The sequence below is a fragment of the Paenalcaligenes sp. Me131 genome, from assembly GCF_050487225.1.
In the GTDB taxonomy this organism is placed as follows: Bacteria; Pseudomonadota; Gammaproteobacteria; order Burkholderiales; family Burkholderiaceae_B; genus Paenalcaligenes.
On sequence record NZ_JBKQGY010000001.1, the window covers coordinates 213,293 to 228,270 of the forward strand.

The following is a 14,978-nucleotide window of genomic DNA, read 5'->3' on the forward strand; positions in this document are numbered from 1 at the left end:
TCTGACTGTCTGGCCCGTTAGGGATAAACATGCGCTTTGATGTACTGACCATATTCCCAGAAATGTTTACATCGCTATTAGATAGTGGTGTGAATGGGCGCGCCCATAAAAAAGGGGCGTGGCAGTTGCATACCTGGAATCCTCGCGACTTTACGCACGACACACACCGTACAGTGGATGATCGTCCTTATGGTGGTGGTCCGGGTATGGTGATGATGGCTGCGCCATTAGAGGCGGCGCTGGCGGGCGTGCATACGGCACGTCACGAGCAGGGTGAGCCACAACAGGCTCCAGTGATCTTACTGAGCCCCATTGGTGAGGTGTTTCAGCAGCGCCATGCGCAAGAAATCGCTGATGCAGGGCAGGGGGCTATCTTTGTGTGTGGCCGCTACGAGGGCATAGATCAGCGTTTCATTGATAAATGCGTCACGCACCAATACTCCCTTGGTGACTTTGTGTTGTCCGGCGGTGAGCTGGCTGCGGCTGTCATGATGGATAGCGTGGTGCGACTGCTACCCGGTGTGCTCAACGACGAGCAATCGGCAATGCAAGATTCCTTCCATCCTTCTTTGGATGGTTTGCTAGATAGCCCACATTACACACGCCCTGAAAACTATGAGGGTGTAGTTGTGCCCGATGTATTGCTCTCAGGTAATCATAAACATATAGAGCAATGGCGTAGAGAGCAGTCGCTGCGTCTAAGTCTGCAGAACCGCCCGGATTTGCTGCTGGCAGCGTGGAAGAATGGGGCGCTTACCAAGAAGGATTTGGCGTTTTTGGCGACGCTGGGGGCAGTGCCTCCATTTGAGGGTTGAGTCCTGGCTTTTGTGCTGGTGTTGTATTCATCGCTCATGCTGGGGAAGTTTCGGAAAGATTTTTGATTTGAGACACCAAATCAAAAAAGTTTTCCTCCGCCTCCTCCGGTGCTGCTGATTCTGATGGGTTCACTTCCCGCTCTTACGTAACTGTGCTTCCTACTTGTAAGGGGGGGCTTACAGTCGTTGGAGGTTGGTAGTTGCAACGTCACACACACACACACTCTCTCTCTCTCTCTCTCTCTCTCTCTCTCTCTCTCGTGTTTCTACGACAGAAATACGCACCTCTTTCAACAGTAACCACACTAAAAACCGTGGCATGCGACGGGCAGAAGGCGGATGAAAGTGTTTTTTTATTTGGTGTACAAATTAAAAAATACTTTCGCAGCCTTAGGCTACGGCAGATAGGCGTTGATAGCGGGTATGTGCGGTTAGTGTTTATAGCCACTGCTGCGCCCAACAAGTACTTTTACACTGGCGCTAGCTTGTTTTTGGTTAGAATCTATCGCATTACTTTCCTGATTCTAGAGATGCTTATGTCGTTACCAAACTCCCTCTTTATTTCCTCCCGCCAAGAAGCTATTGCTCATGCTAAGGGCGAGCAGGCAACGGTTACGGGGATGTATGAATTCGCTGGCCTTACCGACTTGGATATCAGTATTTTGTTCTCCATTGCGGCAAATGAAGAGTTTGACTTCGATTTGCACGAAATCTTACCTATGGATGAGGTAGAGGATTCTGAGGTGTTTGAATTGCCAGCGCGTTTTGTGCAGGTGTTGGCGGCGAAGGGAGCTGCAGATATTCCTGTGCTGGCAAAAGAGTGGGCGGCTACCGAAGAGTTGCAGTGCGATCCTGCTGGGTTAATTCCTGTAGTGACAGCCTTGATTGATTTAAGCAAAAAAGAGGGTGCTCATCACCTCTATTTCACGGCTTAATTGCTCCCACGTGCTAGGCTGAAAATGGTTTGCTGGGGCTAGCGTTGTGGTGTGTTTGGTGTTTATTGCGAATGGATGGTGATGATGAATGTCCCAGGTTTGGGTGTAGTGGAAAAAGATGAGGATACCGGCTGGTATTACAGTGATCCTGTGGTGGTTCCGGTGTTGGGTGGGGATGAGTGCGAGATTGTTCTTGCAGGCTACGATGAAGATGAACGCAAAGAGGATTTTCATGCGGTGATAGTCAACTTCCTTTCGGTCAGTCCTGATGTATTGCGCGAAGCAGATGAAGCACTTTTTAGCTACTACAAAGATTATGAGGAGTATTGGCTAGAAGAGGGTAATGAGCCTATAGCTACGGCTGAGGAGTTGTGGCAGCGGGTGTGGTTTGGATCGGAGCCTATGGTGTCCCGTAACGATTGTGGTGACGACGCCTTGTATGTCTCGGTGGAATGCGGCTGCGACTGGGAGGTAGAGCACGGTTTGCAGATAGTCTTTAAGCAGGGATTAACTGTGACTAAGCTGGGGCCATATGATGGGCATTTAACCAATGTCAGCGCCTATGCTGATGATAGCCTTGAGGGTGTGATCTATAGGTCGCACCGATAAGCGGTATCGCTGTCTCCGGTCTTTGGGTTGCTGGCCTACCCGTGGTGGGCGAATGTGAATGCTGGCTCAGTGCTTGAGTTAAAGAAAAACTCCCTTGGTTAAGGTAACCAAGGGAGTTTTTGTTGGCTAAATAGGCCTAGCTAGTGCTTGGGCAGGTTAGCCATTCAAACGTGCTAACTGGGCTTGGATTTTCGCCAGTGTTTCGCTGAACTGGTTCAAGCGTTCACGTTCTTGTTCCACCACTGCTGCAGGGGCGCGTTCCACAAAGCTGGCGTTCCCTAGTTTGCCTTCGGCTTTGGCGATTTCGCCATTTAAGCGGTCCAGCTCTTTGGTCAAGCGCGCCGTTTCAGCGGCAACGTCGATTTCAACGTGCAGCATCAACTGAGTGGTGCCTACTACCTGCACTGGTGCGCCTAGGTCTGGTAGGGTGGCGTGGATTTCCACTTTTTCCAGTTTGGCCAAGGCTTGCAGGTATGGGGTGTTGTGTTCCAGTACAGCGGCATCACCTTGTGCAAGCAGAGGTACACGCTCAGCAGGCGACAGGTTCATTTCACCACGTAGGGCACGAATGGCATCCACTTGGGCTTTTAGCTCGGTAATGGCTTGCTCGGCTGCTTCATCCACCAAGTTTTGGTCAGCAACAGGGTAGGGCTGCAGCGCGATGGTGCTGTCGTCACCTGCTTGGCGTACGCCAGCAACCTCAGCTACTTTCTGCCACAGTTCTTCTGTGATGAACGGCATGATGGGGTGAATCAGACGCAGTACGGACTCTAGTACGTGAATCAGCGTGCGGCGTGTGCCCAGTTGTTGTGCTGGGGTGCCTTGCTGAATTTGTGCTTTAGCCAGTTCCAAGTACCAGTCGCAGTACTCGTCCCACACAAAGTGGTACAGCGAGTTGGCGACGTTATCAAAACGGTACTCGCTAAAGCCGCGCTCTACGTTGCTGTGCAGACGTTGTAGCAGACTGCTGATCCAGCGATCGGCAGTAGAAAACTCGGCAACTTCAGAGCCGTTCAGGCTGTGGCCTTCGGTGTTCATCAGCACAAAGCGTGTGGCGTTCCACAGCTTGTTGCAGAAGTTGCGGTAGCCTTCGCAGCGTTTCAAGTCAAAGTTGATGTTACGGCCCAAGGTGGCGTAAGCCGCCATCGTGAAGCGTAAGGCATCCGTACCGTAAGCAGGGAAACCGTCTGGGAAGTCTTTGCGCGTACGTTTTTCAATGCTTTGCGCTTGGCGTGGGTTCATTAAGCCCGTGGTGCGCTTGCTGATCAAGCTATCCAGATCAATACCGTCGATGATGTCTACGGGGTCAATGGTATTGCCCTTGGATTTACTCATCTTCTTGCCTTCCATGTCGCACACGAGGCCGTGCACATACACAGAGTGGAAAGGTACTTGGCCAGTCATGTGCATGCTCATCATGACCATACGGGCAACCCAGAAGAAGATAATGTCAAAGCCGGTGACCAACACGCTGGATGGCAAGTATTTTGCCAAGTCAGGGGTTTGCTCAGGCCAGCCTAGGTCAGTAAACGGTACTAAGGCAGAGGAGAACCAAGTGTCCAGTACGTCTTCGTCGCGACGCAGAGGCCCTTGGATGCCGGCAGCTTCAGCTTTGGCTTTGGCTTCTTCTTCGCTGCGAGCAACGATGATTTGGCCGTCTTCGCTGTACCATGCTGGAATCTGATGACCCCACCACAACTGACGAGAAATACACCAGTCTTGGATGTTGTTCAGCCACTGGTTGTACGTAGTCGTCCAGTTTTCTGGGTAAAACTTGATGCGGCCGTCGGCAACCACGTCCAGCGCTACGTCGGTAATGCTTTTGCCGGGGTGTAGGCTGTCAGCAGGCGCGGCTTTGCTCATGGCAACAAACCATTGGTCTGTCAGCATGGGTTCAATGACGGTGTTGGTACGGTCACCGCGTGGCACCATCAGCTTGTGTGGTTTTACTTGTTGCAGTAAACCCATGCTGTCCAAGTCGTACACGATTTTTTCGCGTGCAACGAAACGGTCCAAGCCTTGGTAGGCTTCGGGTGCATTATCGTTGATCTTGGCATCCAGTGTCAGGATGTTGATCAACTCTAAGTCGTGGCGTTGGCCTACGGCGTAGTCGTTGAAGTCATGGGCAGGCGTCACTTTGACTACGCCAGTGCCGAACTCCATGTCTACGTAGTCATCCGCGATGATAGGGATTTCTCTACCCACCAACGGCAGTGTGACGGTTTGACCAATCAGGTGTTTGTAGCGTTCGTCTTCGGGGTGAACCATCACTGCCACGTCGCCCAGCATGGTTTCTGGACGGGTAGTGGCAACCACCAGATGAGTTAGGTCACCAGAAGGTATGCTCAGTGGGTAGCGAATTTCCCACATGTGGCCATCTTCTTCCTCGCTCACAACTTCTAGGTCGGATACGGCAGTGCCCAGCACAGGGTCCCAGTTCACCAAACGTTTGCCACGGTAAATTAGGCCTTGTTCGTACAAACGAACAAATACTTCGGCCACACCACGGGACATATTGGAGTCCATGGTGAAGTACTCACGGCCCCAGTCACATGATGCGCCTAAGCGACGAAACTGTTGGGTAATGGCACTACCGGATTTTTCTTTCCATTCCCAGACTTTTTCTACGAAATTTTCGCGGCCTAAGTCGTGTCTGGAGATTTTTTGGGCGTCCAGTTGGCGTTCTACCACGATTTGTGTGGCGATACCGGCGTGGTCTGTGCCTGGGATGAAAGCCGTGTCATCGCCGCGCATGCGGTGGTAGCGCGTCAAACCATCCATGATGGTTTGGTTGAACGCGTGCCCCATGTGTAGCGTACCAGTGACGTTAGGTGGGGGAGACTGGATGACAAAGGCTGCGCTTTGGTGCCCTGGAGCGGGAGCGACGTGCTGACCACCGGAGAAAAAACCACTTTTTTCCCAACGGGCGTACCAGCGAGATTCGATGTCGCTGGGCTCAAAACTTTTGGCTAATTGATCGGTATTGCTAGTTGAAGATGCGTTTGTCATTGTCTATACGAAAATTTTGCGGCTTGTCGTTGTATGAATGTAACGCAGACAAGTGCCTAAGAATCGGATGCTGAAGCAGTTATTTTATGATGCTGCGCTGCTTCGTGGGCATGCTAAAATGTCTGGTTGCCGTAAAAGCATTAAAAGTGATTGTTTTTATTGAAAAAAACAACGCTTTGATTTAAATGGCTGTTTTCCTTTCTCTAGGGAAATGGCTGGATTTTTGATTATTTGGAATTTTACATGGCTATTGAACGCACTCTGTCTATCATCAAACCTGATGCTGTTGCTAAAAACGTAGTGGGTCAGATCGTATCCCGCTTTGAAAACGCAGGTCTGAAAGTTATCGCTGCTCGCATGGCTCACTTGTCCCGCGCTGAAGCTGAAGGTTTCTACGCTGTTCACAAAGAGCGTCCTTTCTTCAACGACTTGGTTGAGTTCATGATTTCCGGCCCTGTATTCGTACAAGTGTTGGAAGGCGAAGGCGCCATCCTGAAAAACCGTGAGTTGATGGGTGCTACTAACCCTAAAGAAGCTGCTGCTGGCACAATCCGTGCTGACTTTGCAGAAAGCATTGATGCTAACGCTGTTCACGGCTCTGATGCCCCAGAAACAGCTGCAGTTGAAATTGCTTATTTCTTCCCTGCAAGCCAGGTTTTCAGCCGCTAATTGCTGAGTCTTGAAAGAATCGTGTCGGGTCCTATGTCTGAAGTCGTTACACCTATCAATCTGCTGGGGCACTCGCCCGAGCAGTTAAGCAACCTCGTGGCGCAATGGGGAGGGAAACCTTTCCGTGCACGGCAGTTACAACGCTGGATACACCAGCGTGGCGTGTGTGACTTCGATCAGATGACGGACCTGGCGCGGGACTTTCGCCAGCAGTTGGCAGAGCATTGCAGCATTCAGGCCTCTGAGGTCGTGCATGAGCAACGCTCTGCGGATGGCACGCGTAAGTGGTTATTTGATGTGGGGCAGAATAACTCCGTGGAAACGGTGTTTATTCCCGAGGATGATCGTGGCACCTTGTGTATTTCCAGCCAAGCTGGCTGTACCGTAGCATGCCCGTTTTGTTCCACCGGATATCAAGGTTTTAACCGTAACCTGACCGCTGCGGAAATTATCGGGCAGTTATGGCACGCCAGACGTGCCGTGATGCAAGATTTAGAAAACGCTCGTATCGAGGGTGGTGCTACACCGCCCGATCGCGTCATCAGTAACGTGGTGATGATGGGTATGGGCGAGCCCTTGCTGAATTACAGCCAAGTGCTGATTGCGTTGCAATTGATGTTGGATGATAACGCCTATGGCTTATCACGCCGTCGTGTCACGGTGTCCACATCGGGCGTAGTGCCGTTCATGGATAAATTGGCACAAGAGTGTCCAGTGGCCTTGGCGGTTTCTTTGCATGCGCCCAACGACACACTGCGGGACCGCTTGGTGCCGCTAAACAAGAAGTATCCGCTTAAAGAATTGTTGGCAGCATGTAATCGCTACCTTGAGCGTGCTCCGCGTGACTTCATCACGTTTGAGTACATCATGTTAGATGGGATTAATGATCTGGATGAGCATGCCGATCAGTTGTTGGCTATCTCGCGCGAAGTAAAGTGCAAATTCAATTTGATTCCATTTAATCCTTTCCCACAGTCTGGGTTAAAACGTTCTTCCCATGCGCGTGTGCGTGAATTTGCGCAGCGTTTGATGGAAGGGGGCGTTGTAACAACTGTGCGCAAGACTCGTGGTGATGACATTGATGCTGCCTGTGGCCAGTTGGCTGGTGATATTCGAGATCGCACGCGCATTGACCAGCGTATGCCGCAGCGCGCGCAGATCTTACTCAAGCAGGAGCCTTAATGAGTCTGATGACGTACGATTCGTCGTTGAATGCCGAAGCTGCTGTACCGGCAGCATCTGAGATTACAGATGTGGGTGTCATGTTGCAGCAATTGCGTGAGCAGCGTGGGTTATCAGTGAGCGATGTGTCGCGACGACTGAAGTATTCCGAAGCACAGTTGTGTTTGTTGGAACAAGCGCAGTTCGATCAGCTACCTAAGGCAGCCGCCTTGCGTGGCATGGTGCGCAATTACGCTCGCTACTTGAAAGTCGATGAACATGCTGTGCTGGCCGTGTTGGATAAGCAGGCAGGTACAGCGCCTAGACCGCCTGTTCCGCGCAAGATTAAAGGCTCGTGGGCTGGGGCGGATACGCCTTTGTATGCCGAAGAACCGCGCCAACGAGCATGGGGCTGGGGGCTGATTATTGCGTTGTTGCTCTTTGTGGCTGCTTTTTATGCGTTGGATCGGGGTTGGATTCCTGATTCTTGGCTGTTTTTTGATTGGTTGAAAGAACTGAAAAGATGACCTCTGCCGTTACCCCTTTTGCTCATCAAGCCCCACTGGCTGTAGGTGCACAGAGTAGACGTCCAACTCGTGCCGTACCTGTTACTTGGAACGATAAGCAGGTGGTGATTGGTGGTGGAGCACCGGTTGTGGTGCAATCCATGACCAATACGGATACCGCCCACGCGATTGAAACCGCCATACAAGTTAAAGAGCTGGCCTTGGCGGGTTCTGAGATGGTGCGCATCACGGTGAACTCCCCCGAAGCGGCACGTGAGGTGCCAGCGATTCGCGAGCAATTAGATCGCATGGGGATGAATGTGCCGTTAGTGGGGGACTTTCACTTTAATGGCCATAAGCTGCTGACAGACTACCCAGAGTGCGCTCAAGCGCTCTCTAAGTACCGTATTAATCCGGGCAATATGGGTGGTGGAAAACGCCGTGACGATAACTTTGCACGCATGATTGAAGTTGCGTGCCGTTACGAAAAACCTGTGCGTATTGGGGTGAATTGGGGCAGTCTAGATCATGATCTGATGGCCCGAATGATGGATGACAATAGTCGTCAATCTACGCCATGGGAAGCGCAAGCGGTAATGCGTGATGCACTGGTGATTTCGGCCATCAGTAATGCGCGCCGCGCCGAAGAGCTGGGGTTGTCACCAAATGCGATTGTGCTGTCGTGCAAAGTGAGCCATGTACAAGATTTGATTACGGTATATAAAGACTTGTCTCAGCGCTGTGATTACCCCTTGCATTTGGGGTTGACCGAAGCGGGGATGGGCAGCAAAGGTATCGTGGCTTCTACCGCTGCGTTATCGGTATTGTTACAGCAAGGCATAGGCGATACCATACGTATTTCGTTGACCCCCGAGCCGGGTGGTGACCGTAGTCGTGAAGTGGTGGTAGCGCAGGAAATTCTACAAACCATGGGCCTACGAGCCTTTACTCCTATGGTGGTGGCCTGTCCTGGTTGTGGTCGTACGAGTAGTACGGTATTCCAAGAGTTGGCCGATGACATTCAGCGCTTCTTGCGTGAACAAATGCCCGTTTGGCGTCAGCAGTATCCTGGCGTAGAAAGCATGAATGTGGCGGTGATGGGATGTGTGGTCAACGGGCCAGGTGAAAGTCGCCATGCAGATATAGGCATTAGCTTGCCAGGTACGGGGGAAGTCCCATCGGCACCGGTCTATCTGGATGGTGAGCGAGTAGTGACATTGAAGGGCGATACGATTGCCAAAGAGTTTCAAGGCATTGTGCTGGACTACGTTCAGCGTCGCTATGGTAATAAACAAGCGCAGCAATAATACTGTGCAGGTTCAATACAAAAAAGTAGAGTTATGACGCAGTCGTTTCAAAAGCTTCGTGCCTTAACAGGTATGAAAGACATTCTTCCCGATACCAGTTGGCAGTGGGAACAGCTAGAAGAAACCGTACGCCAGTGGTTGGCCAGTTATGGCTACCGCAATATGCGTACTCCTGTGCTGGAGCATACGCAGCTGTTTAGTCGTGGTATTGGCGAAGTAACCGATATCGTAGAAAAGGAAATGTATTCCTTTACCGACTCGTTAAATGGCGATTTGCTCACCATGCGCCCTGAGTTCACAGCAGGGATGGTGCGCGCCAGTATTGAACATAATTTGTTGTACGACCGTCCGCATCGTGTGTATGCGATGGGGCCAGTATTTAGGCATGAGCGCCCACAGCGCGGTCGTTACCGCCAGTTCCACCAAATTGACGTAGAAGCCTTGGGTTTGCCCGGCCCTGATGTGGATGCCGAGCTGATCATTATGCTGAATCGTTTGTGGAAGATTCTAGGGCTTAAAGACATACGTCTGGAAATCAACTCGTTGGGTCAAGCCGAAGAACGTGCTGCGCACCGCGAGGCGTTGATCAAGTATCTGGAAGAGCATAAATCTATTCTGGATGAAGAAGCGCAACGACGCATGTACAGCAATCCTTTGCGTGTACTGGATACGAAGAATCCAGCGATGCAAGAAATGGCTAACAATGCGCCTAAGCTGTTTGATTACTTGGGTGAAGAGTCGTTGGCTCACTACCAAGGCGTCTGCCAGCGTTTGGATGATGCCGGTATTGCCTACACGCTGAATCCTCGTTTGGTGCGTGGTTTGGACTATTACAACCTAACGGTATTCGAGTGGATTACCGATCGCTTAGGTGCTCAGGGCACGGTATGTGGTGGTGGTAGATACGACGGCTTGATTCCTTTGTTAGGTGGTAAACCTGCACCTGCGGTGGGTTTTGCTATTGGTATGGAGCGTCTGCTGGATCTGTGCGAGCAAGAGGCTAATCAAACTGAACAAAGCGAATGTGATGTGTACATGGTGCACCAAGGCGATGCCGCACAACGCCACGCCAGCTTGTTGGCCGAGCAATTGCGCGATGTAGGCTTGCGGGTGATCGTGCATGCAGGTTCGTCAGGCTTTAAATCGCAGTTCAAACGTGCCGATGCAAGCGGTGCGTACGTAGCAGTGATTCTGGGTGAAAACGAATTGGCTACACGTACAGCAAGCGTGAAGTGGCTGCGTCTGGAAGACGACGAAGCACAACAGCAAAGCGTGGCATTCGATCAATTGGCAACGGTTTTAACAACGAAGGTATAAACACGACATGGCTTACGATCTGGAAGAACAGGAAAAGCTGGACGCGATTAAAGACTGGTGGACGCGCTACGGTACATTGTGCGTAGTTCTCGCCTTCGTGGTGTTGGCTGGTATTTTGGGCTGGCGCGGCTGGCAGTGGTATCAGACTCATCAAAACACGCAAGCCATGGGGTATTACGAAGCGCTAGAAGCCGCAAGCACCATGAGCGGTGAAGAAGCTGATGCACGTCTTGTGGCTGCTAGTGCGACATTGCGTTCAGATTTCCCTAAATCGGGTTATGCCAGTCGTGGCGCGTTGGTAGCGGCATGGGCTCTGCAAGAGCGTGGTAATGTCGACGGTGCGCGTGAGCAGTTAGAGTGGTTGATTCAACAAGGTTCCGATCCTGCAATGAAAGCGGTGGCTAGACTGCGCTTGGCGGGTTTGTTATTGGAACAAAAGAATTTCGATGCGGCTTTGGCGCAGTTGAATAACCCACCAGCGGGTTTTGCTGGTTTATATGCCGACCGAAAAGGCGACATATTGTTTGCACAAGATAAAGTGGCTGAAGCGCGTGCTGCATGGCAAGAGGCGTTGGGCTTGCTGAAAGGTGATGCGGTTGAGCAATTGGTACAACTGAAAATTGACGCAGTCGGAGAGCAACAATAATGGCTAAACATGTGTTTAAACGTTCAGTAGTTGCCATGGCCGTAGTGCTAGGTCTAGGCGTGTTGACAGCGTGCTCAAGCAGCAACCCACGCTTTGATCCTGTACCGTTGACTGATTTTCAGCCAGAAGTACAAGCCAACGTGCGTTGGTCTACCTCAGTAGGTAGTGGCGGTGGATACGGCTTTGCACCAATGGTGCTGGGCTCAAACGTCTACGCGGCAACGCCTTCTGGTGCGGTGACTAAGGTGGATGTGTCTACCGGCAGACCGGTATGGAGCACAAATGTAGACAAGCGTTTGAGCGCTGGTGTGGGGGCAGATGGTCGCTTGGTCGTAGTGGCCGCCAATGACGGCACTGTGATTGCTCTGGATGACCAGGGGCAGGAGCAGTGGCGTGCTCAAGCCGCTAGCGAAGTAAACGTGCCACCCGCAGTGGGCTACGGTGTAGTGGTAGTGCGCAGTAGTGATTACCGCTTGCAAGCCTTTGATGCGAAAAACGGTGAGCTGCTATGGAGCGTACAGCGCCCCGGCCCCGCATTGGCATTGAAAACCAGCATTCAGATGGACATCGTGGACGGCATGTTGATTGCCGGTATGCCTAACGGCCGAGTGATGGCGATTGATCTGGGTACAGGGGCTGTGCAATGGGAAGGTACCGTAGCCGTATCCAAAGGCGCAACCGACCTAGAACGTATTATTGATGTGGTAGGTTTGCCGCTGATTCGTGGCCCATTGTTGTGCGCTGCAGCCTATCAAGGTCGTATTGTGTGCTTCGATGTGTCCAAAGGTGGTGTGCCAGTATGGTCTCGCGACTTCTCTACCAGTGTAGGGATCGCGGCTGACGATAGGTTTGTATACGCTGCAAACAGACATGATGTGCTGAGTGGGTTCAGCATGATGGACGGGACGTCACTGTGGAGCCAAGAAGGGCTGCGCAACCGCCGCTTGTCAGCACCTGCAGTGGTGCCTGAAGCCGTGGTAGTGGGTGACTCCGAAGGCTACGTGCATTTGTTATCCCGCTCAGATGGGCGCTTCCTGGGACGCGTAAGCGTCGGTGGTGGTGCAATTACTTCTCCGTTGGTGGCTACTGATCGCGGTGTGATCGTGCAGACTGGCAACGGTAATTTATTATTGGTTGGTGTCAATTGAGCAAGATTGCTTTCAAGCCGGTGGTGACGCTGGTAGGGCGGGCAAACGTGGGTAAATCCACGTTATTTAACCGCCTTACACGCTCCCGTCAGGCGTTGGTGGCGGATTTCCCAGGGCTGACGCGCGATCGCCATTATGGCGAGGGCAGAATGGGATCACGTCCTTATTTGGTGGTGGATACAGGTGGTTTTGAGCCTGTGGCCAAAGAAGGTGTGGTGCGTGAAATGGCACGTCAAACACATCAGGCCATTATTGAGTCCGATGTGGTGATTTTCTTGGTCGATGCTCGTGAGGGCATTAATAGACTAGATTACGATATTGCCAACTTACTGCGCCGCTCTGGTAGACCCGTTATTTTGGCGGTGAATAAGGCTGAAGGCATGCGTCATAGCGCTGCCGTGGCAGACTTCTTTGAGCTGGGTCTGGGTGAGGCGCGAATGATTTCTGCGTCGCACGGTGATGGGGTGATGGACCTTATCGAGACAGCCTTGGCGGAAGTGCCTGAGCCCGAGCTAGAGCCAGAGATCGAAGAGGAATTCGATCCCGATGCGCCAGAAACAGAAATTAAGCACCGTATCAAACTGGCGATTGTGGGTAGACCCAACGTAGGTAAATCGACGTTCATCAACAGCTTGATGGGTGAAGAGCGCGTGATTGCGTTTGATATGCCGGGTACGACACGGGATGCTATCGAAATTGAATTCGAGCACGGTGGTGTGCCTTATACGCTGATTGATACAGCAGGTTTGCGACGCAAAGGCAAAGTGTTTGAAACCATCGAGAAGTTCTCGGTGATTAAAACCTTGCAAGCGATTGAAGCATGTAACGTCGTGCTCTTGATGCTTGATGCGCAAACCGAAATTTCGGATCAAGATGCCAGCATTGCCGGTTTTATTCAAGAAACAGGCCGTGCTCTGGTGATCGGTATCAATAAGTGGGACGACCTAGACAGCTACAAGCGTGAGTGGGTGCAGCGTGAATTTGAGCGCAAATTGCACTTTCTGAACTTCGCTAAGACACATACGATGTCGGCATTGAAAGGGCAGGGTATACGTCCGGTAATGAAGTCGGTGCGTGAGGCGCACGGTGCGGCATTCCGACGCTTGTCTACACCAAAACTGACACGTGTCTTGCATGCAGCGGTAGAACAGCAACAGCCGCCACGTAAAGGTATTTTCCGCCCCAAACTGCGCTATGCTCACCAAGGGGGGCAGAACCCACCTTTGATCGTTATTCATGGTAGCGGTTTAGAAGGCGTATCGGACTCTTACCGACGCTACCTTGAGGGACGTTTTCGTGAAGCATTTGACTTGCAGGGTACGCCATTGCGTATTGACCTGAAGTCATCACACAACCCTTATGTGCAGGATAAAAAGTGAGCCGTTTCTGGAGTGACCACGTTAATAGCTTGCAGCCTTATGTACCAGGCGAGCAGCTTGCCATCGATAACCTAATCAAGCTAAATACCAACGAGCATCCTTATGGGCCATCGCCTAAAGCGATTGCTGCCATTAATCAGGCTGCTAATGACAGCCTGCGTTTGTATCCTAGCTATGATGCTAAGGGCCTGCGTCAAAGTATTGCTCGTTTGCATCATCTGGATATGGGCAATGTGTTTGTTGGTAATGGCTCAGATGAAATTCTGGCGCATATTTTCAGTGGTTTGTTCCTACGCGGTGGTCGTCCGTTGCTGCTGCCTGATATCAGCTACAGCTTCTACCGCACATACTGCCGCTACTATCAGGTGCCCTTTGAGATCGTGCCGCTAGCGGATGACTTCTCTATTCGCGTAGAGGACTACACCGCACCACGCGATGTAGCACCGGCTGCGATTATTTTTGCCAACCCCAATGCGCCTACAAGTTTGGCGTTAGCGTTGGGAGATATAGAGCGTATCGTCAAAGCTAACCCGGATACCGTGGTGGTGGTAGACGAAGCGTATGTGGATTTTGGCGGACAAAGCGCATCAGGCCTGATTAAACAGTACCCCAATGTGGTGGTAGTGCAGACGCTGTCTAAGGCTTATGCGTTAGCGGGTTTGCGTGTGGGTTTCGCCTTGGCAAGCACAGAAATCGTAGCAGGTTTAGAGCGCATTAAAGACAGCTTTAACTCCTACCCCTTGGATAGTTTGGCCTTGGCGGGTGCGCAAGCGGCTATTGATGATCAAGCGTATTTCAATGAGGTACGTAAGGCAGTAATAGATGCACGCGACGAGCTAACTCAAGACTTGCAGGGCCTAGGTTTTACGGTGTTGCCATCAGCAGCTAACTTCGTGTTTGCGACTCATCCAGCACACGATGCAGCGCATTTGCAACAAGAGTTAAAAAGACGTGGTATTTTGGTACGTCATTTCTCACAAAACCGTATTCAGCAGTTTTTAAGGATTACAGTGGGAACTTTGGGTCAGTGTAAGCGTCTGACTCAAGAGCTAGCATCTATACTAGAGAACCACGTAGAGTAAGCATTTGTTAAGATGCTATGGTTTGCAGGGTGCGCAACAGGGTGAAACCCTGTAAAGTATAGGTTTACAAGATTCAACCGAATAACAACACAATTGGAGTTTAGCCAATGAGCAATAAAGGGCAAATATTACAAGACCCATTTTTAAACGCCCTGCGTAAGGAACACATTCCTGTATCCATCTATCTGGTAAACGGCATTAAATTGCAGGGGCAAATTGAATCGTTTGATCAGTACGTAGTATTGCTGCGCAATACCGTGACTCAGATGGTTTACAAACATGCAATCTCCACTGTGGTTCCTGCTCGTCCCGTATCTCTGAAAGCGGATGACGACGCTGAATAAGTGTAGTGCCATCTTCCCAATACCCGCTTATCGCTACCGATGGGCGGGTAT

Annotated in this window: 14 protein-coding genes; 13 read left to right on the forward strand and 1 reads right to left on the reverse strand. The window is 51.3% G+C overall.

Going from position 1 to position 14,978, the window contains the following annotated elements; all coding sequences use genetic code 11:
• Positions 1-29 precede the first annotated feature (29 nt).
• From trmD to ACLPHM_RS01050, 3 genes are all read left to right on the forward strand, one after another.
• On the forward strand, positions 30-815 hold the full coding sequence (gene trmD / locus ACLPHM_RS01040) for a tRNA (guanosine(37)-N1)-methyltransferase TrmD (RefSeq protein WP_430219428.1): 786 nt from the start codon (positions 30-32) through the stop codon (positions 813-815).
• A 536-nt stretch (positions 816-1,351) separates the two neighbouring features.
• Positions 1,352-1,750 (forward strand): hypothetical protein, encoded by a 399-nt coding sequence (locus tag ACLPHM_RS01045; RefSeq protein ID WP_430219429.1) that lies wholly within the window; start codon positions 1,352-1,354, stop codon positions 1,748-1,750.
• Between the two features lie 81 nt (positions 1,751-1,831).
• Positions 1,832-2,359, forward strand: coding sequence for a DUF6985 domain-containing protein (locus tag ACLPHM_RS01050; protein ID WP_430219430.1), 528 nt, complete (start codon positions 1,832-1,834; stop codon positions 2,357-2,359).
• 156 nt (positions 2,360-2,515) lie between these two features.
• On the opposite strand, the gene ACLPHM_RS01055 is transcribed toward ACLPHM_RS01050, so the two are convergent.
• On the reverse strand, positions 2,516-5,368 hold the full coding sequence (locus tag ACLPHM_RS01055) for a valine--tRNA ligase (protein WP_430219431.1): 2,853 nt from the start codon (positions 5,366-5,368) through the stop codon (positions 2,516-2,518).
• A 243-nt stretch (positions 5,369-5,611) separates the two neighbouring features.
• Here ACLPHM_RS01055 and ndk point away from each other — a divergent pair, with 243 nt between their 5' ends.
• From ndk to hfq, 10 genes are all read left to right on the forward strand, one after another.
• Positions 5,612-6,037: a nucleoside-diphosphate kinase gene (gene ndk / locus ACLPHM_RS01060; protein WP_166408228.1), complete on the forward strand. Its 426-nt coding sequence runs from the start codon at positions 5,612-5,614 to the stop codon at positions 6,035-6,037.
• Positions 6,038-6,070: 33 nt separating this feature from the next.
• Entirely contained in the window at positions 6,071-7,219 is a 1,149-nt protein-coding gene (gene rlmN / locus ACLPHM_RS01065; protein WP_430219432.1) for a 23S rRNA (adenine(2503)-C(2))-methyltransferase RlmN, read from the forward strand.
• Positions 7,219-7,725, forward strand: a complete 507-nt coding sequence (locus tag ACLPHM_RS01070; RefSeq protein ID WP_430219433.1) for a helix-turn-helix domain-containing protein — start codon at positions 7,219-7,221, stop codon at positions 7,723-7,725. Before rlmN ends, ACLPHM_RS01070 begins: the two co-directional genes overlap by 1 nt.
• Complete coding sequence (gene ispG, locus ACLPHM_RS01075) at positions 7,722-9,011, forward strand: flavodoxin-dependent (E)-4-hydroxy-3-methylbut-2-enyl-diphosphate synthase (protein ID WP_430219434.1); 1,290 nt, start codon at positions 7,722-7,724, stop codon at positions 9,009-9,011. Before ACLPHM_RS01070 ends, ispG begins: the two co-directional genes overlap by 4 nt.
• Positions 9,012-9,044: 33 nt before the next feature.
• The gene (gene hisS, locus ACLPHM_RS01080) at positions 9,045-10,328 is read left to right on the forward strand and encodes a histidine--tRNA ligase (protein ID WP_430219435.1); all 1,284 of its coding nucleotides are present in this window, start codon (positions 9,045-9,047) and stop codon (positions 10,326-10,328) included.
• A 7-nt stretch (positions 10,329-10,335) separates the two neighbouring features.
• Entirely contained in the window at positions 10,336-10,974 is a 639-nt protein-coding gene (locus ACLPHM_RS01085) for a tetratricopeptide repeat protein (RefSeq protein ID WP_430219436.1), read from the forward strand.
• Positions 10,974-12,122: an outer membrane protein assembly factor BamB gene (bamB, locus tag ACLPHM_RS01090; RefSeq protein ID WP_430219437.1), complete on the forward strand. Its 1,149-nt coding sequence runs from the start codon at positions 10,974-10,976 to the stop codon at positions 12,120-12,122. Before ACLPHM_RS01085 ends, bamB begins: the two co-directional genes overlap by 1 nt.
• Positions 12,123-12,127: 5 nt before the next feature.
• The gene (der, locus tag ACLPHM_RS01095; protein WP_430220733.1) at positions 12,128-13,501 is read left to right on the forward strand and encodes a ribosome biogenesis GTPase Der; all 1,374 of its coding nucleotides are present in this window, start codon (positions 12,128-12,130) and stop codon (positions 13,499-13,501) included.
• A complete protein-coding gene (hisC, locus tag ACLPHM_RS01100) occupies positions 13,498-14,583 on the forward strand; it encodes a histidinol-phosphate transaminase (RefSeq protein ID WP_430219438.1) in 1,086 nt (361 codons plus the stop codon). Before der ends, hisC begins: the two co-directional genes overlap by 4 nt.
• Positions 14,584-14,690: 107 nt before the next feature.
• A complete protein-coding gene (gene hfq / locus ACLPHM_RS01105; RefSeq protein ID WP_135861985.1) occupies positions 14,691-14,927 on the forward strand; it encodes an RNA chaperone Hfq in 237 nt (78 codons plus the stop codon).
• The last annotated feature ends 51 nt before the right edge of the window (positions 14,928-14,978 follow it).

What these genes read in the sequence shown, in the direction of transcription:
- trmD (WP_430219428.1), top strand. Translation starts at nt 30, where the DNA reads ATGCGCTTTGATGTACTGACCATATTCCCAGAAATGTTTACATCGCTA.
- ACLPHM_RS01045 (WP_430219429.1), top strand. Translation starts at nt 1,352, where the DNA reads ATGTCGTTACCAAACTCCCTCTTTATTTCCTCCCGCCAAGAAGCTATT.
- ACLPHM_RS01050 (WP_430219430.1), top strand. Translation starts at nt 1,832, where the DNA reads ATGATGAATGTCCCAGGTTTGGGTGTAGTGGAAAAAGATGAGGATACC.
- ACLPHM_RS01055 (WP_430219431.1), bottom strand. Translation starts at nt 5,368, where the DNA reads ATGACAAACGCATCTTCAACTAGCAATACCGATCAATTAGCCAAAAGT.
- ndk (WP_166408228.1), top strand. Translation starts at nt 5,612, where the DNA reads ATGGCTATTGAACGCACTCTGTCTATCATCAAACCTGATGCTGTTGCT.
- rlmN (WP_430219432.1), top strand. Translation starts at nt 6,071, where the DNA reads ATGTCTGAAGTCGTTACACCTATCAATCTGCTGGGGCACTCGCCCGAG.
- ACLPHM_RS01070 (WP_430219433.1), top strand. Translation starts at nt 7,219, where the DNA reads ATGAGTCTGATGACGTACGATTCGTCGTTGAATGCCGAAGCTGCTGTA.
- ispG (WP_430219434.1), top strand. Translation starts at nt 7,722, where the DNA reads ATGACCTCTGCCGTTACCCCTTTTGCTCATCAAGCCCCACTGGCTGTA.
- hisS (WP_430219435.1), top strand. Translation starts at nt 9,045, where the DNA reads ATGACGCAGTCGTTTCAAAAGCTTCGTGCCTTAACAGGTATGAAAGAC.
- ACLPHM_RS01085 (WP_430219436.1), top strand. Translation starts at nt 10,336, where the DNA reads ATGGCTTACGATCTGGAAGAACAGGAAAAGCTGGACGCGATTAAAGAC.
- bamB (WP_430219437.1), top strand. Translation starts at nt 10,974, where the DNA reads ATGGCTAAACATGTGTTTAAACGTTCAGTAGTTGCCATGGCCGTAGTG.
- hfq (WP_135861985.1), top strand. Translation starts at nt 14,691, where the DNA reads ATGAGCAATAAAGGGCAAATATTACAAGACCCATTTTTAAACGCCCTG.